The organism is Bacillus sp. D386 (assembly GCF_006346415.1).
The window spans coordinates 436,550-457,460 of sequence record NZ_VEMV01000001.1 but is presented as its reverse complement, the minus strand read 5'-3'; the positions used below and the strand labels follow the sequence as shown (position 1 = coordinate 457,460).

Annotated in this window: 20 protein-coding genes and 1 other annotated feature; all 20 genes read left to right on the top strand. The window is 37.9% G+C overall.

What is annotated here, in order from left to right; translation table 11 throughout:
- The 20 genes from murD (at position 1) to pyrR (ending at position 20,808) form a co-directional block, all read left to right on the top strand.
- On the top strand, positions 1–1,353 hold the full coding sequence (gene murD / locus FHY45_RS02180; RefSeq protein ID WP_139891299.1) for a UDP-N-acetylmuramoyl-L-alanine--D-glutamate ligase: 1,353 nt from the start codon (positions 1–3) through the stop codon (positions 1,351–1,353).
- Positions 1,354–1,493: 140 nt separating this feature from the next.
- The gene (gene spoVE / locus FHY45_RS02175) at positions 1,494–2,594 is read left to right on the top strand and encodes a stage V sporulation protein E (protein WP_066102297.1); all 1,101 of its coding nucleotides are present in this window, start codon (positions 1,494–1,496) and stop codon (positions 2,592–2,594) included.
- A 182-nt stretch (positions 2,595–2,776) separates the two neighbouring features.
- Positions 2,777–3,865: an undecaprenyldiphospho-muramoylpentapeptide beta-N-acetylglucosaminyltransferase gene (murG, locus tag FHY45_RS02170; RefSeq protein ID WP_139891298.1), complete on the top strand. Its 1,089-nt coding sequence runs from the start codon at positions 2,777–2,779 to the stop codon at positions 3,863–3,865.
- A 472-nt stretch (positions 3,866–4,337) separates the two neighbouring features.
- Positions 4,338–5,084 (top strand): cell division protein FtsQ/DivIB, encoded by a 747-nt coding sequence (locus FHY45_RS02165; RefSeq protein ID WP_257468950.1) that lies wholly within the window; start codon positions 4,338–4,340, stop codon positions 5,082–5,084.
- A 444-nt stretch (positions 5,085–5,528) separates the two neighbouring features.
- Positions 5,529–6,818: a cell division protein FtsA gene (gene ftsA, locus FHY45_RS02160; protein WP_139891296.1), complete on the top strand. Its 1,290-nt coding sequence runs from the start codon at positions 5,529–5,531 to the stop codon at positions 6,816–6,818.
- Positions 6,819–6,855: 37 nt separating this feature from the next.
- Positions 6,856–8,007 (top strand): cell division protein FtsZ, encoded by a 1,152-nt coding sequence (gene ftsZ / locus FHY45_RS02155; RefSeq protein ID WP_066100689.1) that lies wholly within the window; start codon positions 6,856–6,858, stop codon positions 8,005–8,007.
- A gap of 356 nt (positions 8,008–8,363) precedes the next feature.
- Positions 8,364–9,293, top strand: a complete 930-nt coding sequence (gene spoIIGA / locus FHY45_RS02150) for a sigma-E processing peptidase SpoIIGA (RefSeq protein ID WP_180349913.1) — start codon at positions 8,364–8,366, stop codon at positions 9,291–9,293.
- 67 nt (positions 9,294–9,360) lie between these two features.
- On the top strand, positions 9,361–10,080 hold the full coding sequence (sigE, locus tag FHY45_RS02145; protein WP_066100683.1) for an RNA polymerase sporulation sigma factor SigE: 720 nt from the start codon (positions 9,361–9,363) through the stop codon (positions 10,078–10,080).
- A gap of 153 nt (positions 10,081–10,233) precedes the next feature.
- Positions 10,234–11,010, top strand: coding sequence for an RNA polymerase sporulation sigma factor SigG (gene sigG, locus FHY45_RS02140; protein ID WP_066100680.1), 777 nt, complete (start codon positions 10,234–10,236; stop codon positions 11,008–11,010).
- Positions 11,011–11,330: 320 nt separating this feature from the next.
- Positions 11,331–11,582, top strand: a complete 252-nt coding sequence (locus tag FHY45_RS02135) for a YlmC/YmxH family sporulation protein (RefSeq protein ID WP_139891294.1) — start codon at positions 11,331–11,333, stop codon at positions 11,580–11,582.
- A gap of 30 nt (positions 11,583–11,612) precedes the next feature.
- Complete coding sequence (gene pgeF / locus FHY45_RS02130; RefSeq protein WP_139891293.1) at positions 11,613–12,461, top strand: peptidoglycan editing factor PgeF; 849 nt, start codon at positions 11,613–11,615, stop codon at positions 12,459–12,461.
- Between the two features lie 4 nt (positions 12,462–12,465).
- Positions 12,466–13,140, top strand: a complete 675-nt coding sequence (locus FHY45_RS02125; protein ID WP_139891292.1) for a YggS family pyridoxal phosphate-dependent enzyme — start codon at positions 12,466–12,468, stop codon at positions 13,138–13,140.
- Positions 13,141–13,156: 16 nt separating this feature from the next.
- On the top strand, positions 13,157–13,600 hold the full coding sequence (locus FHY45_RS02120; protein ID WP_066100673.1) for a cell division protein SepF: 444 nt from the start codon (positions 13,157–13,159) through the stop codon (positions 13,598–13,600).
- A 7-nt stretch (positions 13,601–13,607) separates the two neighbouring features.
- Positions 13,608–13,868 (top strand): YggT family protein, encoded by a 261-nt coding sequence (locus FHY45_RS02115; RefSeq protein ID WP_139891291.1) that lies wholly within the window; start codon positions 13,608–13,610, stop codon positions 13,866–13,868.
- A 59-nt stretch (positions 13,869–13,927) separates the two neighbouring features.
- The gene (locus FHY45_RS02110; RefSeq protein WP_139891290.1) at positions 13,928–14,701 is read left to right on the top strand and encodes a YlmH family RNA-binding protein; all 774 of its coding nucleotides are present in this window, start codon (positions 13,928–13,930) and stop codon (positions 14,699–14,701) included.
- A gap of 86 nt (positions 14,702–14,787) precedes the next feature.
- Positions 14,788–15,300: a DivIVA domain-containing protein gene (locus tag FHY45_RS02105; RefSeq protein ID WP_139891289.1), complete on the top strand. Its 513-nt coding sequence runs from the start codon at positions 14,788–14,790 to the stop codon at positions 15,298–15,300.
- A 59-nt stretch (positions 15,301–15,359) separates the two neighbouring features.
- Positions 15,360–15,594 (top strand) — a binding site (T-box leader).
- Between the two features lie 57 nt (positions 15,595–15,651).
- Positions 15,652–18,426 (top strand): isoleucine--tRNA ligase, encoded by a 2,775-nt coding sequence (gene ileS, locus FHY45_RS02100; protein ID WP_139891288.1) that lies wholly within the window; start codon positions 15,652–15,654, stop codon positions 18,424–18,426.
- A 278-nt stretch (positions 18,427–18,704) separates the two neighbouring features.
- On the top strand, positions 18,705–19,178 hold the full coding sequence (gene lspA, locus FHY45_RS02095) for a signal peptidase II (protein ID WP_066100658.1): 474 nt from the start codon (positions 18,705–18,707) through the stop codon (positions 19,176–19,178).
- Positions 19,171–20,085 carry an RluA family pseudouridine synthase gene (locus FHY45_RS02090; protein ID WP_066100655.1) on the top strand — a complete coding sequence of 305 codons (915 nt, stop codon included), beginning with the start codon at positions 19,171–19,173 and terminating at the stop codon, positions 20,083–20,085. Before lspA ends, FHY45_RS02090 begins: the two co-directional genes overlap by 8 nt.
- 183 nt (positions 20,086–20,268) lie before the next feature.
- Positions 20,269–20,808 carry a bifunctional pyr operon transcriptional regulator/uracil phosphoribosyltransferase PyrR gene (gene pyrR, locus FHY45_RS02085; protein ID WP_066100653.1) on the top strand — a complete coding sequence of 180 codons (540 nt, stop codon included), beginning with the start codon at positions 20,269–20,271 and terminating at the stop codon, positions 20,806–20,808.
- Positions 20,809–20,911 lie beyond the last annotated feature (103 nt).

Here is a 20,911-nt window from a genome sequence, read left to right as displayed (position 1 = left end):
ATGAAGCAAATAAATGATTATTTAAGAAAAAAAGTGCTTGTCCTCGGGCTGGCAAAGAGCGGGGTAAGTGCGGCTTCACTTTTGCATAAACTTGGTGCTTTTGTAACTGTAAATGATTTTAAGCCTTTGAATGAAAACCCAGAAGCTCAAGGTTTACTGGAAGAAGGTATTAAGGTCGTTTGCGGTAGCCACCCGATTGAATTATTGGATGAAGGGTTCGAGTTAATCGTAAAAAACCCCGGGATTCCGTATACAAATCCGATGATACAGGAAGCGCTGAAAAAGAATATAGAAATTATTACTGAAGTAGAGCTTGCTTATCGAATATCTGAGGCTCCTTTTATTGGAATAACAGGTACGAATGGAAAAACAACTACGACTACATTGATCTATGAGATGCTTGAACGCGGAGGGAAAAAGCCGCTTATAGCCGGGAATATAGGAACGGTAGCAAGCGGAGTGGCTCAGGAAGCAACGGCGGAGAATGTTATAGTAATTGAATTGTCCTCGTTTCAGTTGATGGGTATTCAAACGTTCAGACCTTATATTTCAGTCTATTTAAATCTATTTGATGCCCATTTGGATTATCATGGGACGAAAGAAGAATATGCATTCGCTAAAGCACAAATAACCAAAAACCAAAAGGATACTGATTTCATAGTGTATAATGCCAGTCAGGCGCCTACCAAAGAGGCGGCAGAGCGTTCAGCTGCTATTTCAGTTCCGTTCAGCACTGAATCCGTGGATGAAACAGGTGCTTACACGAATGACGGATTTATTTGGTTCAGAGATGAAAAGATTATTGCTATAGATGAGGTAGTATTGCCTGGTAAGCATAATCTCGAAAATATTTTGTCCGCTGTTGCTGCTGTTAAATTATATGGTGTAGCAAATGAAGCGATTCAATATGTACTAAAAACATTCAGCGGTGTTAAACATCGTACTCAATTTGTTGCAGAAATAAATGGACGAAAATTTTATAACGATTCCAAAGCAACAAATATTTTGGCTGCGTCAGCCGCTATATCCTCGTTTAAAAGTCCATTAATCCTGTTAGCTGGAGGCTTGGATCGAGGAAATGAATTTGATGAATTAATTCCGCTTCTCACTCATGTTAAGGCAATGATTGTTTTTGGAGAAACAGCTGAAAAATTAACGAAAACTGCACAGGAAGCAGGGATATCTATAATCAAACATGTCGATAATGTAGCTATAGCCGCCAATGAAGCATATAAACTTTCAGAAAGTGGCGATACTATTTTACTTTCACCGGCATGTGCAAGTTGGGATCAATATAAAACTTTTGAAGCCCGGGGAGACATGTTTATGGATGCCGTGCATAAGTTAAAATAGGGAGCTTGTTCAAGAGTCAGTATTTCTCATGAAAGGCACTGCCTAAATGCAATAGAGACGATTTTGAAGTCGTCTCTTTTTGTTAGCATTTATCACGCCCAGGAATACTTCCCTAATTTAAAACAAAGAGGTGCATGGAAGTGCCTGCAAAAAAAACCACTCCTGACTTTATTTTGATCATCGCAATGTTTTCCTTGCTTTCAATAGGGCTAATCATGGTATACAGCGCCAGTGCAATATGGGCTACCTATAAATTTGATGACACCTTTTTCTTTGCAAAGAGACAATTATTATTTGCAGGTGTAGGAATTGTAGCTATGCTGGTTATTATGAATATTGATTATTGGAATTGGAGAAGATGGGCAAAACCTTTAATCATCATTTGTTTTATTTTATTGTTGGTGGTGCTCATCCCGGGAATAGGAACATTAAGAAATGGTTCGAGGAGTTGGATTGGAGTAGGAGCTTTTTCCATTCAGCCTTCTGAATTTATGAAGCTGGCAATGATCGTCTTCCTCGCTAAATTCTTATCTGAAAGACAAAAGTACATAACTTCTTTTAAGAAAGGTTTAGCACCCTCGTTAGGTCTTGTCTTTTTAGCATTTGGGTTAATTATGATGCAGCCTGATCTTGGAACAGGAACTGTAATGGTAGGAACATGTATAGCGATGATTTTTATTGCAGGTGCCAGGATAAGTCACTTCGTCGGTCTTGGAATGCTTGGGGTGGCAGGCTTTGTCGCACTTGTTATATCTGCACCTTACCGGATGAAGAGAATCACATCATTTCTTGACCCTTGGCAGGACCCTCTCGGGAGCGGATTTCAAATCATTCAGTCACTCTATGCTATTGGACCTGGCGGGTTGTTTGGGCTCGGACTGGGCCAAAGCAGACAAAAGTTCTTCTATTTGCCTGAACCGCAAACAGATTTCATCTTTGCGATTCTCTCCGAAGAACTGGGTTTTATAGGTGGTTCACTTGTAATACTTTTATTCTCTCTCCTGTTATGGAGAGGTATCAGAATCGCCCTTGGAGCACCTGATTTATTTGGAGCCTTTTTAGCAGTTGGAATCATCATTATGATTGCCATACAGGTGATGATTAATATTGGTGTTGTGACAGGACTTATGCCGGTTACTGGGATTACATTGCCGTTTTTAAGCTATGGAGGTTCTTCATTGACCTTGATGTTAATGGCGGTTGGTGTATTGCTCAATATAAGCAGGTATTCTAATTATTAGAGTGAAATGAAGCTGATCCATTTAGCTTCTTTTTTTTTACAGATTATCATTATTTAAGTATAATGGTATTTTTAAGTAATATATATAATGAAGAACCTATGTAAACCTGGTTTAGAGTGTAGTAGAATATGGGTAAATCATATAGTTAGTAACATGTATGTTAAGTGAAAGGTGAATCAATCATGAAAATAGTATTAAGTGGTGGAGGTACAGGAGGACATATATACCCTGCACTGGCCATGGCAAGAGAAATTAAGAAGTTAAATCCGGAGGCATCTTTTTTATATATAGGTACCGAAAAAGGATTAGAAAAAGACCTCGTTAGTCGAGAAGGTCTTGATTTTAAAGCTATTGAGATTACAGGATTTAAACGATCTTTAAGCTTAGAAAATGTTAAAACAATATGGCGCTTCTTAAAAGGTGTTTCAAACAGCAAAAAACTATTAAAAGAGTTTAAGCCGGATGTCGTCATCGGGACCGGTGGATATGTATGTGGACCGGTTGTTTATGCAGCGTCCAAAATGAAGATTCCAACGATTATACATGAACAAAATAGTGTGCCAGGTTTAACAAATAAATTTTTAAGTCGATATGTTAATAAAGTGGCTATAAGCTTTGAAGAGGCTCGGCAATATTTCCCGAAGGAAAAAGTGGTCTTTACTGGAAATCCGAGGGGCTCAGAGGTTGTATCACATATTGGCTCAAATGCAATTCAGCAATTGGGCATTAAGAAAGGCATTCCTTCTGTGCTCATATTCGGAGGAAGCCGCGGAGCAAAAGCAATTAATGAAGCTGTTTTAAAAAATGTTGAAGTATTAAAGGATAAACCATACCAAGTGATATATATAACTGGTGACGTTCATTATCAATCTGTAAAAGAAGAGCTTGATTTAGTTGGAACTCCAGATAATGTCATTGTAAAACCATTTATACACAATATGCCGGAAATATTGCCTTCGGTTGATTTGGTTGTATCGCGAGCGGGAGCGACCACTTTGGCTGAATTAACAGCATTGGGAATAGCCAGTATCTTGATTCCAAGTCCTTATGTAACGAATAATCATCAGGAAAAGAATGCACAGGCTTTAGTACAAAAAGGGGCAGCAACCATGATAAAAGAAAGTGAATTGAATGGTAGCACCTTAATTAAAGCGATTGATGAAATAATGCTCGATACAGACAGGATTGAATCTATGAAGAAGTCAGCGAAGCAAATGGGTATACCTGATTCGGCTGAGCGTTTATTAAAAATGATGCAGGATCTGCAGTAAATAAATAGGACTAAATGAAATCAAAGAGGAATAAAAATCTTGATTCTAAAGATATCAAGCAGGACTTACGGTTAATGACTTATACTTATGTTCTTTTCTATTGTGATTAAAGGACTCATTAGATATGTTGGTTTTACCTTCTGATGGCCTGCTATGAAAAATGAATACCTCGTCCCTTCCGATTCATGATAATCCAATCCTCCTGTTTTTTAACCGTTGGGATCGGAAGTGGATTTCTTGATTCATTCCTTTAAAAAAGCAGAAAAAAATAAGAGATTATATGTTATAATTTTCTCATAATTGATGCGTTATCTATCAATTTTTGGTAAATGAGTTCTTTGAAATTTAAAAATAAAATCTTCACCCATCGATATAATTTTGCAATAATACCTATATATCATGGTGAGAATATTTTATTATGTATATGTAAAACGACGAGGGTATGCAGATTCTTAGTTGTTGGTTAAATGAGGTGTTTGTATTGGATAAGAATTTGGTATCTCTTGAAGATCGAATTCCTAAATTGAAACAGATGAGAAAAAAGAAAGCAAATAGGCGCCTAATTGGGCTGTTGACGATTTTCTTTTTACTTATATTCAGTATTATCTATTTGCAATCTCCATTGAGTCGAATCCAATCTATACAGGTCGAAGGCAATGCGTATTTGACAGATAAAGAAATCATTGAGCAAAGCGGTTTGGAAGTAGAGGATAATATTTGGGAGATTAAAGGTGACAAAATTGAAACGATGATTAAAAAACATCCCGAGATTGAGGATGTTAAATTAAAAAAAGGATTTCCCAACCATATAACATTGGAAGTCAGTGAATATAAATACACCGCCTATGTACAAAAGGGAAAGGAATATTATCCAATATTATCGAATGGTAAGATATTGGACAAGAAGTTAAGCCATATTCCTGATTCAGGGCCTTTACTTGTTTCATTTAAAGAGGGGAAACCATTGTCAATCGTTATTGGTCAGCTTGAAGAAATGTCCGAGGATGTGATGAACTCAATATCTGAGATTCACCACAATCCATCTAAGACTGATAAAACGAAAGTCACTCTTTACATGAATGACGGTTTTGAAGTAACTGCGAGTGGAGAAACTCTTGCTGAGAAGCTGGTGCATTATGCTGCAATTGTGAGTCAATTGGAGGAAGGCAGCAAAGGGGTTATCGATCTCGAAGTTGGTTCATATTTTCATTCTTATTAGTCAGATTCAAGGAGTGAAAAATGAAGGTAATTCCAAAAATTGTATTTAGGAACATAAAAAGAATCTTTGAACGTAATTTTAAGTCAACTGATATAGAAAATGAATTTTTAGGACATAGCGTATTATTTTAGTAGCTTAATTTTCTGAAATAAAACAGAATGAATTGGTTAGATGTGAGAAAATTCTTTTTTTATATGATATATGCTACAAATTTGACTTTTCTAGGCGTTCATATTGGTGTAGACTTGTAGTTAATAAGGTAATATGAAATAACAAATTGTTTTTCTAAAATATTTCTTATCATTAAAAAACAGACATTCTTTATACATTCTGATATTTTACAGGAAATAACAGGATAATAAAGGGTTTTGGCGAATAGTTGTTTTGTAGGGTTTCAAAAAGCTCAAACATAATATAGATAGCTATTAAAGGAGGTGCCAAAGGGTGCACAACAATGAAATTTATGTTAGCCTTGACATCGGTACATCCACTGTGAAAGTGATAATAGGAGAAATGGAAAATGACTCCTTGAACATAATCGGTGTGGGGAATGCAGCATCTGAAGGCTTGAAAAAAGGTCAGATTGTTGATATAGATGAAACTGTCAAATCCATTCGAAAAGCAGTTGAACAAGCTGAAAGAATGGTAGGTATGGAGATTCGTAAAGTGATTGTCGGAATCAGCGCCAATCATATTATGCTTCAGCCATGCCATGGGGTAGTCGCTGTATCCAATGACAATCGAGAGATTACAGAAGAGGATAAAACTCGTGTTAGAGAACAGGCGGAATTAGTTACAATTCCTTCTGATCGAGAAATTATTGATGTTATTCCTGTTCATTACAAAGTGGATGAAATAGATGAAATCAGCGACCCAAAAGGTATGACTGGAGTTCGCCTTGAAATGAGGGGCGTATTAATTACCGGACTCAGAACCATTTTACATAATACCCTTCGCGCTGTAGAACGTGCAGGTTTAGAAATAACTGATATTGCATTGCAGCCTATGGCGGCCGGCTCACTTGTTTTATCCAAGGATGAGCGTAATCTTGGAATAGCCCTAGTTGATATAGGTGGCGGTTCTACACAAGTCGCTGTATTTGAAGATGGGGAGTTAAAAGGAGCTACAGTTATCCCGCTTGGCGGAAATAATATTACAAAAGATATCAGCATTGTGTTAAAAACACCAACTGATGTTTCCGAACAAATTAAAGTTAGACATGGTCATGCATTTATTGATGATGATGCGGAAGAAGAAACATTCACAGTACCGGTGATTGGCAGCGAAAAACAACAGACCTGCAATCAATTTATCGTATCTGATATTATGGAAGATAGATTAACAGAAATCTTTGAAATGGTAGAAGATGCTATAGTGAATATGGGTGTAACTGATTTGCTTGGGGGGTATGTTCTCACTGGTGGAGTAGTAAAAACCCCTGGTATACTGGATTTAGCACAGAATATCTTGCAAAATCGCGTTCGTGGAGCGGAACCAAATTACATAGGTGTCAGAGAACCTCAGTACACAACTTCTGTTGGTCTTATCACATATGCATGTAACAAAGCCAGATCGCAAGGCTTGAAGTTAGGAGCGCATACTGTTGCTGCTACCAGAGAAACAACAGAAAAGCGTCCGGCTCAAAAACCAGCTCCAAAAGAAAAAGCACCAAAAAATCCAGAAGATAAAGTGAGTACAAAAATGAAAAAATTCTTCGGAGTATTTTTCGAATAAGGGAAACACTTTACCGAAAATAATAGGAGGACTTTCCATGCTAGAATTTGATACAAATATTGATTCGTTAGCAACGATAAAAGTAATCGGAGTAGGGGGCGGCGGAAATAACGCCGTTAACCGAATGATTGAACATGGCTTACAAGGGGTAGAATTTATTGCGGTTAACACAGATGCCCAAGCTTTGAATCTATCAAAAGCTGAAATAAAAATGCAAATAGGCGGTAAATTGACACGAGGACTTGGTGCAGGCGCCAATCCGGATGTTGGAAAAAAAGCTGCTGAAGAAAGTAAAGAACAAATTGAGCAAGCCCTTCAAGGAGCAGATATGGTATTTGTTACAGCTGGTATGGGCGGTGGTACCGGAACAGGAGCTGCTCCAGTTGTAGCTCAGATTGCCCGTGAGTTGGGTGCCCTGACTGTTGGTGTAGTGACAAGACCATTTACATTCGAAGGCCGTAAGCGTTCCACGCAGGCTCAGGGTGGAATTGCGGCTATGAAAGAATCTGTTGATACATTAATTGTTATTCCAAATGATCGATTATTGGAAATCGTTGATAAAAGTACACCAATGCTTGAAGCTTTCCGTGAAGCAGATAATGTTTTAAGACAAGGTGTACAAGGTATTTCTGATTTAATCGCAGTGCCAGGATTAATTAACCTGGACTTTGCAGATGTGAAAACAATTATGTCCAATAAAGGATCCGCTTTAATGGGAATCGGGGTTGCATCAGGTGAAAGCCGTGCTGCTGAAGCGGCTAAAAAAGCTATCTCCAGTCCATTGCTTGAAACATCCATTGACGGTGCTCAAGGTGTGTTAATGAACATCACTGGAGGAACGAACTTAAGCTTATTCGAAGTTCAGGAAGCTGCCGATATTGTAGCATCAGCCTCCGATCAGGAAGTAAATATGATTTTTGGTTCTGTTATTAATGAGAATCTGAAAGATGAAATTGTAGTAACTGTGATTGCGACTGGCTTCAATGAAATTGAACAACAACGTCCGGCGGCAAGACCGAACTTTGGCCAATCACGCCCTGCTCCTCAAACGAATCCAATCAAGCGCGAAGTACCTAAGCGTGAGGAATCTTATACTTCAGAACCTAGCAGAAATAATCAAGTGAGCAGCAATACTGATGATACACTTGATATTCCAACATTCTTAAGAAATCGTAATCGTCGTAGATAATATATTTCATAGAGGAAGATGATGATGTAATAGTAAATTACATCATCATCTTTTTTTGTTTTTGTAGATTCCCGCTGCAGGGTTTATAGCTCATTCTATGGATTTAGTCCGATAGTTCTATTTCAAACATTTTAATTAAGAATCTGATTGATTATCTCAATTCCTTTTTTCACCCCGATAGTTCTAATAGTTCAAATTAAATATGATTGGGGAAATTTTGCAGTAAACCATCGACAAATACTGATGAAAATATAAATAAAAAACGGTTGCACTCTTTACATGAAGTGACAACCTTTTGGATTATGTCAGGTTATAATTTCTCATATGTTCTATTAAAAAAAGTATGGGGAAACAATATGACTATTTATATTGATGCCATTTGGTTTCTCAATTGGGTCTTTGATACAAGTATATTAGTGTGGACTGCGGTTTTACTAAAAAACCAAATAAAATGGATTAGAATGCTAGCTGGAGGATTAGTGGGATCTATGGTTGTTTGGCTATATATCACTCCCTTTTCCTATTTAGCTGATCAAATTTGGCTGAAAAGCATGGTTTCTATTTTGATGGTTTTAACCGCATTTGGTTTTAGAAGTATCCGAGCATTTTTTAAAAGAGTTGTAACTTTATATGCTGTAACCTTTACAATTGGTGGAATCCTCTTAGGCAGTCACTATTTTTTTAGCTTTGAAGTGACTGAATATTTCAACGGATTCACAAGTGGAGCAGGCAGCTTCGGTGACCCGGTCAGTTGGATTTTTGTCATGATTGGATTTCCATTGGCATGGCATTTTTCAAAAAAACACATTAACATCCTTGATCTAGCCAAGTGGAATAAAGAGCAGAGGGTTACCATGATTGTTGAAATTAATGGCGTTTCATTTGAATCAGAAGGGCTTGTTGACACAGGGAATCAATTACTCGATCCATTATCCGGTTCTCCTGTAGCAATTATTTCACTCTATGGAAGGGAAACAATGATACCTGCGTCTGTATCCAAGTTAATTGACAAAGGGATCCAGAATTTGCATGGCGATTTTGCTGATTTCCCTGATGAGTGGCAAGAAAAAATGAGAATTATTCCGTGTAAGGTTGTTGGGAATGACAGTCAATTGTTAATTGCATTTAAACCAGATGTCCTATTCATTAAAGTAGCCAATGAATGTCGTGAGGTTCAAAAATGTTTAATTTCTTTTACCATGCAGCAATTATCAGGAGAAGGGCTTTTCGATTCCATTGTTCATCCAAAAATGGTACCGGCCGGTGATTCAGCATCTGCCTCTTAATGTAATAATCACTATACTCATTTCAGGAAGAAAATAGACGTTGAGGATTAGGAAAGGGGTTAAACAATTGAGAAATTTCCGCTTTAGACTATCCTATTATTGGACAAAAGTTTTAGTTAAATTAAAGCTTAAGTCAGATGAAGTGTATTATATTGGCGGCAGTGAGGCTCTTCCACCGCCACTCAGTAAGGAAGAGGAAGAAATATTAATTCATAAACTGCCTGCTGGAGATGAAACAGCAAGATCTATGCTAATTGAACGAAATCTTCGTTTAGTTGTATACATAGCACGTAAATTTGAGAATACAGGTATTAACATTGAAGATTTAATCAGTATTGGCACAATCGGCCTTATTAAAGCAGTAAATACCTTTAATCCTGAAAAGAAAATAAAGCTGGCAACATATGCATCAAGATGTATAGAAAACGAAATTTTAATGTATTTACGACGGAATAGTAAAACACGTTCCGAAGTCTCATTCGATGAACCGCTGAATATTGATTGGGATGGGAATGAATTGCTTTTATCAGATGTATTGGGCACAGATGATGATATCATCACAAAAAACTTAGAGACAAGTATTGATAAAAAACTTTTGGCTAAAGCACTGGAACAATTGAATGATCGGGAAAAGCAGATTATGGAACTAAGATTTGGCTTGGTTGGAGGGGAGGAAAAAACACAAAAGGATGTTGCTGATTTACTGGGGATATCGCAATCCTATATCTCCCGTCTTGAGAAGCGAATTATAAAAAGGCTTAGAAAAGAATTTAATAAAATGGTTTAAGGAAGGTGTAAAAAATATTTAGTCGTATAAAAGCTTTATGAAATCAGGGATTTTTCATTTAGTCACTATACGGAAATAATTTTCATATGCATATAATTCCCTCCCGCGGAGATACTTTACTTTGTACAGCAGCTCCTGCTAGGAGGGAATGGATTGACACGAAACAAAGTAGAAATATGTGGTGTGGATACATCAAAATTACCTGTTTTAAAAAATGATGAAATGCGAGAGTTGTTTAAACAGATGCAATCTGGAGAATCATCATCAGCACGGGAGAAGTTGGTTAACGGTAATCTTAGACTTGTCCTAAGTGTCATTCAGCGCTTTAATAACAGAGGTGAGTATGTTGATGACCTCTTCCAGGTTGGATGCATTGGTTTAATGAAATCGATTGACAACTTTGACTTAAGTCAGAATGTAAAATTTTCTACGTATGCTGTTCCAATGATTATTGGGGAAATTCGCCGTTATTTACGGGATAATAACCCGATTAGGGTTTCCAGATCGTTGAGAGATATTGCATACAAGGCTTTACAGGTCAGAGAGAGACTGATGAGTGAAACATCGAGAGAACCGACATCTGAAGAAATTGCAAAAGCTCTTGATGTTACGTATGAAGAGGTAGTATTCGCACTAGATGCAATCCAGGACCCAGTGTCATTATTTGAACCTATCTACAATGATGGAGGCGATCCAATTTTTGTAATGGATCAGCTCAGTGATGAGAAGAGTAAAGATAGCACATGGATTAATGAGATTGCATTAAAAGATGGCATGCGCAGGTTAAATGAGCGTGAGAAAATGATCCTTAAGAAACGTTTCTTCCAAGGGAAAACGCAAATGGAAGTTGCTGAGGAAATCGGAATTTCACAGGCACAGGTATCCCGCTTGGAAAAAGCGGCTATTCGCCAAATGAATAAAAATATCTAGCTGCTGATTAATGAACTTATAATTAAATATGTATTGCCCTTAAGCTATCCTCATTTGCAGGATAGTTTTTATTTATATTAGGCCAATTTATTATAGCAGAGTCTTCATTCCTATTTAAAAGAGGGGAACTCAAAATTCTTGCATCACCAGCATCTGTTTTTTATGGTTTTGTAGATAGCCAGATATGAAAGAAACTAAATCCTTTTCTTATAACGTTCAAGATTTGATGGATAGGAGGGCGTTCCAGAGAGAAGTTCTTTATTGTTCTTTCCATTCATATAATGCCTGTAACTACAGATCCCGAGTGGAGGAGATAGAGTATGATTAAAATTTCTGAGTTACAAGTCAAAGATATCGTAAATACATTCGACGGAAAACGATTGGGAAATGTTGAAGATATTGAAATTAATCTAAGTACTGGGAAAATAGAAAGTATAACGGTAGCAAACAGTAAAATGCTTTCGTTTTTAAATAAAGAGGAAGACACTGTCATTCCGTGGTATAAAATTAAAATGATTGGAGAAGATGTGATTCTTGTGGAATACAAGGGATACGGAAGTTTTAATGATTAGAAGAAGAAAATTATGCGGGATTGTGATAAAATGAAAGAAAAATCGAGGGGTATTAGCTTGGAACCATTTGTTCAGTTTTCCGAATCATTTATGTCGATAAAAGGTTGGAAGGATTGGCATCCGAATTTATTGGCGGGATTTACTACGAAGAACGGAGGCATCAGCGATTTTCCGTTTCAGTCGATGAATACAGCTTTTCACGTCTTTGATTTAGATGGAAAAGTAATAGAAAACAGGCGTATTCTAGCTGACCAGCTCCATTTTCCTGTTGAAAGATGGGTTGGAGCTGAGCAGACGCATGAAGCGTCTATTTTGAAAATTGACAAAAGTCATGCCGGGCTTGGTGCTATAGATTATAAAACAGCATTAAAAGCAACGGATGGTTTATATACAAAAGAAAGCGGAATATTATTGACGCTTTGTTTTGCAGATTGTGTACCCGTATATTTTATGGCGCCTAACCATCATTTGATTGGGATTGTACATGCAGGCTGGAAGGGGACGGTTGCTGGCATAGGTTCATCTATGATTGATATCTGGAGACAGGATGAAGGTGTTCAGCCTGAAGAGATATATGCTGCAATAGGGCCATCTATTTGCCAAAACTGTTATACGGTCGACAAAAAAGTAATTAACTATTTAGAGGTTATACTAGAAGAACAGACAAAAACCGCTTATAATCAAATTACGGAGAATCAATATCAGCTTGATTTAAAGCTGGCGAATGCTTTAATTCTTCAGAAAGCCGGTATTTTACCAGAGAATATTATGACAACTGGTTTTTGTACAAGTTGTGATGATTCTTACTTTTTTTCTCACCGACGTGATGAGGGGAAAACTGGTCGAATGTTGGGGTTAATCGGCTGGAAGGAGGAGTAGGATATTGGAAGTGACGGAAAACCTGCAAATCATTCATGAAAAAATCGAGAGTGCTGCAAAACGTGCAGGTCGTAATCCACAAGATATACAAATAATTGCTGTTACAAAATATGTTTCAACAAAACGTGCTCTAGAAGCCTATAAAGCCGGAATTAAAAACTTTGGTGAAAACCGCTCGGAAGGATTAATAGCCAAGCAAGAGGGTATAAAAGAACGACCAGTTTGGCATTTTATCGGTTCGCTTCAAACGAGAAAGGTAAAAACGATCATAAATCGTGTGGACGTTCTACATTCTCTTGATCGCTTATCATTGGCTGAAGAAATAGAAAAGAGAGCCACGCGCCCGATTGACTGTTTTGTTCAGATAAATGTAAGCGGAGAAGATACTAAACATGGAATACAGCCTCAGATTGCAATTGAGTTTGTACAACAGCTTGCTGAATTTGAAAAAATTAGGGTAATGGGACTTATGACGATGGCTCCTTTCACAGATGATGAAGAAGAAATACGTACTTGTTTCCGTAAACTCAAAGAATTGCAAGTAGTGATACAAAATATGAAGTTGCCCAATGCCCCATGCACAGAACTCTCAATGGGCATGTCTAATGACTATGAAATCGCCATTGAAGAGGGTGCAACCATGGTTAGAATCGGAACTGCCTTGGTAGGGAATGAATAAAAGAGAGGTGTAAATGATGTCAATCGTATCAAAAATGAAAACGTTCTTTGCACTCGAGGATGAAGAATATGAGTATGAGGAACAATATGTTGAAGAAGAAAAAGTTCCGGCAAAAGTGAATAAACATGATCAGCAGCAAAAACAACAAAATATAGTGAGTCTTCAAAGCATACAGAAATCTTCTAAGTTAGTATTGCTGGAACCAAGAGCGTATGCAGATGCTCAGGAGATTGCCGACCATTTAAAAAATCGCCGTGGGGTTGTTGTGAATTTACAAAGGATTTCACCAGACCAGGCTAGAAGAATTGTTGACTTTTTAAGTGGGACAGTCTATGCAATCGGTGGGGATATTCAGCGTATCGGGTCAAATATATTCTTATGTACCCCTGATAATGTTGATGTTTCAGGTTCCATCTCTGGATATGCTCAAGAAGATGAACTGGAGGATATAAGGTGGTAAGTAAATAATGGATATATTTTTTTATATACTTTATAAAGCAGTAGATATATATTCCTGGGCCTTAATTATTTACATATTAATGTCGTGGTTTCCAAATGCAAGGGATACAGGAATTGGAATGTTTTTAGCACGCATATGTGAGCCGTTTTTGGAACCATTCAGGAGAATTGTACCTTCGCTCGGCATGATTGATATTTCTCCAATTATAGCGATTCTTGTGTTAAATATGGCACGAGTAGGAATCTCCGCGTTGGCAGGCATTTTTTAAGAAGAATGTTAGCTCCCTTTCAAAACAGGGAGCTTTTATATTTTAGCTGGAGGATGTAAATGGATATTTATCAGCATTTTCGTCAGGAAGAAAGAGAATTTATCGATCAGGTGCTTGGATGGATTGATCAAGTGCAGGAGCAATATGCCCCTAAACTGACAGATTTTCTTGACCCCAGAGAATCAGAGATTGTAAGGATGCTAATTGGTACAAATGGAGATGTACATGTTTCCTTTTTTGGAGGAAGCGAAGCGGCCGAGCGGCAAAGAGCGCTCCTCTATCCGGACTATTATGAACCGCAAATCGAGGATTACGAACTGACCATTTATGAATTATTTTATTCTGCAAAATTTACGACACTGAAACATAGGCAGATTCTTGGCACGTTAATGTCTGTTGGCTTAAAGAGAGAAAAATTTGGTGATATATGGATTGAAGGCGAGCGAGTACAATTCGTTGTTGCAAAAGATGTAGCATCCTATCTGGAGATGAATATATCTAAAATGGGCAATGCGGGTGTAAAGTTTCAGGAAATACCTGCTGATCAGGCTATGACTGTTACGGAACAATGGAAGGAATGCCAAGTGACAGTTTCCTCCATGAGAATTGATACGATATTGTCGGCTATCGCCAATATTTCGAGGCAAAAGAGCCAAACACTCGTACAGCAGGGGCGTGTTAAGGTAAACTGGAAACAAGTCGATAATCCATCATATGAAATCAGAGAAAGTGATGTGTTATCCACTCGTGGGATAGGAAGAATGAAGATATTTTCCATTGAAGGAAAAACAAAGAAAGATAAATGGAAAATAAAGTGTGGTATACAAAAATAATCAGGAATTTAGAAGGAATATCACCATTACTGTCGAAAGCATAGTATAATAATTAAGAGAAGAATCAGTATTCGGAGGTGCAGTCTATGCCATTATCACCGCTAGACATACATAACAAGGAATTCGGCAGAGGATTCCGCGGTTACGATGAAGATGAAGTAAATGAGTTTCTTGACCAAATAATTAAAGATTACGAGTTGGTCCTTCGAGATAAGAAAGATCTTGAAGCCAAAGTGGAAGAGTTGGAACAACGCCTTGAGCATTTCTCCAGCATTGAGGAAACGTTGAATAAATCAATCGTCATTGCTCAGGAAGCCGGAGAAGATGTCAAACGAAATTCTCAAAAAGAGGCTAAATTGATTATGAAGGAAGCAGAAAAAAATGCTGACCGAATTGTCAATGAGGCATTATCTAAAGCAAGAAAAATTGCTATTGAAATTGAAGACCTTAAAAAGCAATCTAAAGTATTCAGAATGCGTTTTAAAATGCTTGTTGAAGCCCAGCTTGATTTATTAAACAGTGAAGATTGGGATAAACTTCTTAAATATGACGTGGATGCCACTGAATTTGATATCGACCTGAATGAAGAAGAAATGTAAGGTCTTGACTTTATCGTAAGTTATTGAATATAATATTTTAACAAATCTATTCAAAAAATGTTAAAACGAAGACGGGAACAGTACATCAGATCATACTTTTTGTAGCGAGCCGGGGAAGGTGGGAGTCCGGTAAAAGAATCTGGATGGAAGATCATCCCTGAGTCTGCTTTTGAACCCAGCTTGGCTGGCAGTAAATAGCGGCGAGTCATTCACGTTACGAATACCAAGAGGAATATTGTCAGGCAATATTCTAAAAGGGTGGTACCGCGGAAATATAGCCTTTTCGTCCCTTTACCGGGATGAAAAGGCTTTTTTGTATTTATTTATGAGGAAGTTTAAGGAGTGAATGGAATGGAATTTAAAGACACATTATTGATGCCTAAAACAGAATTTCCAATGCGTGGGAATTTACCAAAAAGAGAACCGGAAGTTCAAGCAGGTTGGGAAGAAAAAAATATTTACAAATTAGTACAGGAGCGTACAAAGGACCTTCCTAAATTTGTGCTGCATGACGGACCTCCTTATGCGAATGGAAACATTCATATCGGGCATGCGATGAATAAAATCTTAAAGGATTTTATTGTTCGCTTTAAATCAATGAATGGTTATAATGCGCCATATGTACCAGGTTGGGATACTCATGGTTTACCAATTGAAACAGCGCTAACTAAAAACAAAAAAGTAAATCGTAAGGAAATGACAATCGCTGACTTCCGTAAACTTTGTGAGGAATATGCTTATACACAAATTGATCAGCAGCGCACTCAATTTAAACGTTTAGGTGTAAGAGGGGACTGGGAAAATCCTTACATCACACTGAAACCTGAATATGAAGCTGAGCAAATCAAAGTTTTCGGTGATATGGCGAAAAAAGGCTATATCTATAAAGGATTAAAACCGGTTTATTGGTCTCCTTCCAGTGAATCTGCACTAGCTGAAGCGGAAATCGAATACCACGACAAGAAATCAGCATCTATCTTTGTTGCATTTGATGTGAAGGACGGCAAAGGAGTAGTGGAAGAGGGAGCGAAGTTCATTATTTGGACAACGACACCTTGGACTATTCCAGCTAACCTTGGAATTGCTGTTCACCCACGCCTTGATTATGTACTTGTGAATGTTGATGGTACAAAATATATTGTGGCTGAAACACTATTGCCTTCCGTTAAAGAAACACTTGGATGGGAGAATGCTGAAGTTGAGAAGACTGTTAAAGGTGCTGAACTGGAATATGTAGTCACTAAACATCCATTGTATGACCGTGACTCACTTGTTATTTTAGGAGAGCATGTAACCACTGATGCAGGTACAGGCTGTGTTCATACTGCGCCAGGACATGGTGAAGATGACTTTATCGTAGGTCAGAAATATAATCTTGGAGTACTCTGCCCAGTGGATGGAAAAGGCCATATGACTTCTGATGCTCCTGGATTTGAAGGATTATTCTATGATAAAGCAAACAAAGAAATCACGGATAAACTCGAGGAAGTCGGTGCTCTGTTAAAACTTGATTTCATTACACACTCTTATCCGCATGATTGGAGAACGAAAAAGCCAACAATTTTCCGTGCAACCGATCAATGGTTTGCTTCTGTTGATGATATCCGTGAAGACCTATTGCAGCAGATCAAAGAAACTAAATGGGTACCTGCATGGGGTGAAACGAGATTATTTAACATGATTCGTGATCGTGGAGACTGGTGTATTTCCCGTCAGCGTGCATGGGGCGTACCGATTCCGGTGTTTTATGCAGAAAATGGTGAAGCAATCATTACAGATGAAACGATTAAGCATGTATCTGATTTATTCCGACAATACGGTTCCACTGTTTGGTTTGAGAAAGACGCAAAAGATCTTCTCCCAGAAGGCTTTACACATGAAGGCAGCCCGAATGGCTTATTTACGAAAGAAACAGATATTATGGACGTATGGTTTGATTCTGGTTCCTCCCATCAATCAGTTCTTGAAGCAAGAGAAGATTTGAGAAGACCAGCTGACCTTTACCTCGAGGGTTCAGACCAATATCGTGGATGGTTTAACTCCTCTTTGATCACGTCAGTTGCTGTTACTGGTAAAGCTCCTTACAAGGAAGTATTAAGCCACGGATTTACACTTGATGGAGAAGGCCGTAAAATGAGTAAATCCCTAGGAAACACAATTGACCCATTAAAAGTTATCAATCAAATGGGTGCAGATATTCTGCGTCTTTGGGTTGCGAGTGTCGATTACCAGGCTGATGTACGTGTTTCTGATAATATCCTGAAACAAGTATCCGAAGTATATCGTAAAATTCGTAACACATTCAGATTCCTGCTTGGAAACCTGAGCGGATTTAACGCAGAGCATGATGCTGTTTCTTACGAGAATCTTCGTGAAGTGGATCAATATATGCTCATTAAGTTAAATGATTTGGTTGATCAGGTAAAACAATCCTATGACAATTATGAATTTGCTGATATCTATAATGGTATCAATAATTTCTGTACACAGGATTTAAGTTCCTTCTATCTGGATTATGCAAAGGATATTCTATACTGCGATGCGGAAAACAGTGATGGCCGCCGTGCAATTCAAACTGTACTGCATGAATGCGTTATGAAGCTAGTTAAATTGATTGCTCCTATTCTGCCGCATACAGCTGATGAAGTTTGGACTTTTATCGATGATGCTGATGCAGAGAGCGTACAATTAACAGATATGCCGTCGGTTGAAAATTATCCAAATAGTACAGCTGTTAAAGCTAAATGGGATCTGTTCATGAATTTGCGTGATGATGTCCTTAAAGCGCTTGAAGAAGCAAGAAATGCAAAAGTAATTGGTAAATCATTAAATGCGAAAGTAGCATTGTATGTAAGTGAAGAAACAAAAGATTTGCTTGAAAGCATTGAAGAAAGCCTTGAACAATTATTTATCGTTTCTTCAGTGGAAGTTGCCGGATACATTTACGATGCACCGGAAGAAGCTATTAAGTTAGAGCATGCGGCAATTTTAGTCACAAAAGCAAATGGAGAAACTTGTGAACGTTGCTGGAATATTAGTGAAGAGGTTGGTACAATTGAGAAACATCCAACTTTATGTGAACGCTGCTCTACAGTGGTAGATAACGAATATCCAGAACTCGGATAAGGTTATTTAAAATGATAGAGAACCGATTTCCTGAGTGCTTAAGCAATCAGCGAAAAGTGAGGCATACTCTCATTTGAAGTGTTAGATAAGTTTTATGTGTGGGCAGTAGAGGTGATAGACCAACCTGTCCAAAATACTGGGATGCTATTCCTTCTATAGGCCCTTTCATTTATTCGAAAGGGCCTGTATTTTTGTTAAAGTTCTAAAACATTTGTTAGATAGATATGCTACAATTTGTTAAGCAGTGTGTACATTTTAAGCAGGCAGGGGGCAAGCTTATGTTATATATGTATTATTTGATTGCGTTGCTCATTATCATGATTGACCAATTTACAAAATGGTTGGTCGTTAAGTATATGACCTTAGGGGAGAGTATACCAATCATTGAAAACTTTCTATACATCACCTCGCACAGAAACCGAGGGGCGGCATGGGGAATTCTTCAGGGACAAATGTGGTTTTTTTACATCGTAACAACCGTGGTTATTATTGGAATTGTCTTTTACATAAGAAAATTCAGTACCGATAAGTTGACGGGGATATCCCTTGGACTTATTCTTGGGGGAGCGATTGGTAATTTTATTGATCGGATTTTCCGCAATGAAGTGGTTGATTTTGTGCATACGTATATATTCTCATACAGTTTTCCTGTCTTTAATGTGGCAGATTCTGCTCTTTGTATAGGAGTTGGATTATTGGTTATTGCTATGTTTATGGAGGAAAAAAGAGCTAAGGAGCTAAAGAATGGATAGTCAAAGACTGATAGTAACAGAAGAACAAAAAGGTGAAAGGCTTGATAAAGTCCTTTCCGTTTTAAATGAAGAATGGTCACGTTCTCAAGTCCAGCAGTGGATAAAAGAAGGGAATATTCTGGTGAATGACAAACAGATAAAGGCAAATTATAAATGTCAGCCTGGTGACTCTATTGAAATCACACCATCAGAGCCAGAGGAACTTGATGTTGTAGCTGAGAACATTCCTCTTGATATTTATTATGAGGATGCGGATGTCATTGTTGTCAATAAACCAAAAGGCATGGTTGTACATCCGGCAGCAGGACATGGATCAGGTACACTTGTAAATGCTTTAATGTACCATTGCAAGGATTTATCAGGGATCAATGGTGTGATGCGTCCAGGTATCGTCCATCGTATCGATAAGGATACTTCAGGATTGCTCATGGTCGCTAAAAATGATTATGCGCATGAGAGACTTGTAAAGCAATTAACTGAAAAAACAGTTACCCGGAAGTATAAGGCACTTGTCCACGGTATCATTCCACATGATGCAGGAACGGTAGATGCGCCGATAGGCCGTGATAAACGAGATCGTCAAAGCATGACAGTAACAGACGATAATTCTAGGCATGCAGTTACACATTTTCATGTACTGGAAAGATTTAAAGACTTTACTTTTATTGAATGTCAGCTTGAAACAGGACGCACTCATCAAATTCGTGTCCATATGAAATATATTGGTTATCCTCTTGCTGGTGACCCTAAGTATGGACCAAGAAAAACTCCTGATTTAAATGGACAGGCTTTACATGCAGCAGTTCTGGGATTTGTCCATCCTAGAACAGAGGAATATTTGGAATTTGAAGCTCCATTACCAGCATATTTTGTCGATTATTTGGAAACTTTAAGAATTGACTGTTGACAAGGATAACAATCCTAAAGTAATATAGATACAACTGAATAGGGTCCTTTAAATACAGTCCCGTGAGGCTGAAAAGGTACGTGAAAACTAATGGAAGATGTGTGTCTTTTTCTATGGTTTATTATATCCTTTTGCCTACACGGCAAAAGGATTTTTTACGTTTTTTAGGAAAGGGACGATGATATGTTAGAGAAAGCAATCTTGCTTGATGAAAAGGCAATCTCAAGAGCGTTAACAAGGATTTCTCATGAAATTATCGAGAAAAATAAGGGTGTGAGTGATTGTGTGTTGATCGGTATTCGTACCCGTGGTATTTTTCTTGCTAAACGTCTGGGAGAAAGAATTCACGAAATTGAAGGAGCGGAAATTCCTGTTGGTGAACTGGATATTACCTTGTACCGGGATGATTTAAGCACAAAGACAAAAAGCGGGGATCCACAGGTAAATGGATCAGATGTATCATTTAGCTTAAAAGATAAGAAAGTCATTCTGGTTGATGATGTTTTATATACTGGCAGAACGGCGAGAGCAGCTCTTGATGCTCTTATAGATATTGGCAGACCGGCTCAAATCCAATTAGCTGTCCTGATCGACAGAGGGCACAGAGAGCTTCCAATCCGAGCTGATTATGTAGGCAAGAATATACCTACTGCAAAAAATGAAAAGATTGTCGTCAAATTAAAAGAAATGGATGATGGTGAACAAGTCTCCATTTTTGAATAAAAAAACCTTTTTAATTCAGTCCTGTGAGGCTGAAAAGGGGAGCATGCGATATTTGCTTATGCAAATAATCATCTCCCTTCGAAACCTATTAATTTCATCAGGG

Bases quoted from the DNA above. Each gene is read 5' to 3' on its own strand.
- murD (WP_139891299.1), top strand. From the start codon at position 1: ATGAAGCAAATAAATGATTATTTAAGAAAAAAAGTGCTTGTCCTCGGG.
- murG (WP_139891298.1), top strand. From the start codon at position 2,777: ATGAAAATAGTATTAAGTGGTGGAGGTACAGGAGGACATATATACCCT.
- ftsZ (WP_066100689.1), top strand. From the start codon at position 6,856: ATGCTAGAATTTGATACAAATATTGATTCGTTAGCAACGATAAAAGTA.
- spoIIGA (WP_180349913.1), top strand. From the start codon at position 8,364: ATGACTATTTATATTGATGCCATTTGGTTTCTCAATTGGGTCTTTGAT.
- FHY45_RS02135 (WP_139891294.1), top strand. From the start codon at position 11,331: ATGATTAAAATTTCTGAGTTACAAGTCAAAGATATCGTAAATACATTC.
- pgeF (WP_139891293.1), top strand. From the start codon at position 11,613: ATGAAAGAAAAATCGAGGGGTATTAGCTTGGAACCATTTGTTCAGTTT.
- FHY45_RS02120 (WP_066100673.1), top strand. From the start codon at position 13,157: ATGTCAATCGTATCAAAAATGAAAACGTTCTTTGCACTCGAGGATGAA.
- FHY45_RS02115 (WP_139891291.1), top strand. From the start codon at position 13,608: ATGGATATATTTTTTTATATACTTTATAAAGCAGTAGATATATATTCC.
- FHY45_RS02110 (WP_139891290.1), top strand. From the start codon at position 13,928: ATGGATATTTATCAGCATTTTCGTCAGGAAGAAAGAGAATTTATCGAT.
- FHY45_RS02105 (WP_139891289.1), top strand. From the start codon at position 14,788: ATGCCATTATCACCGCTAGACATACATAACAAGGAATTCGGCAGAGGA.
- ileS (WP_139891288.1), top strand. From the start codon at position 15,652: ATGGAATTTAAAGACACATTATTGATGCCTAAAACAGAATTTCCAATG.
- lspA (WP_066100658.1), top strand. From the start codon at position 18,705: ATGTTATATATGTATTATTTGATTGCGTTGCTCATTATCATGATTGAC.
- FHY45_RS02090 (WP_066100655.1), top strand. From the start codon at position 19,171: ATGGATAGTCAAAGACTGATAGTAACAGAAGAACAAAAAGGTGAAAGG.
- pyrR (WP_066100653.1), top strand. From the start codon at position 20,269: ATGTTAGAGAAAGCAATCTTGCTTGATGAAAAGGCAATCTCAAGAGCG.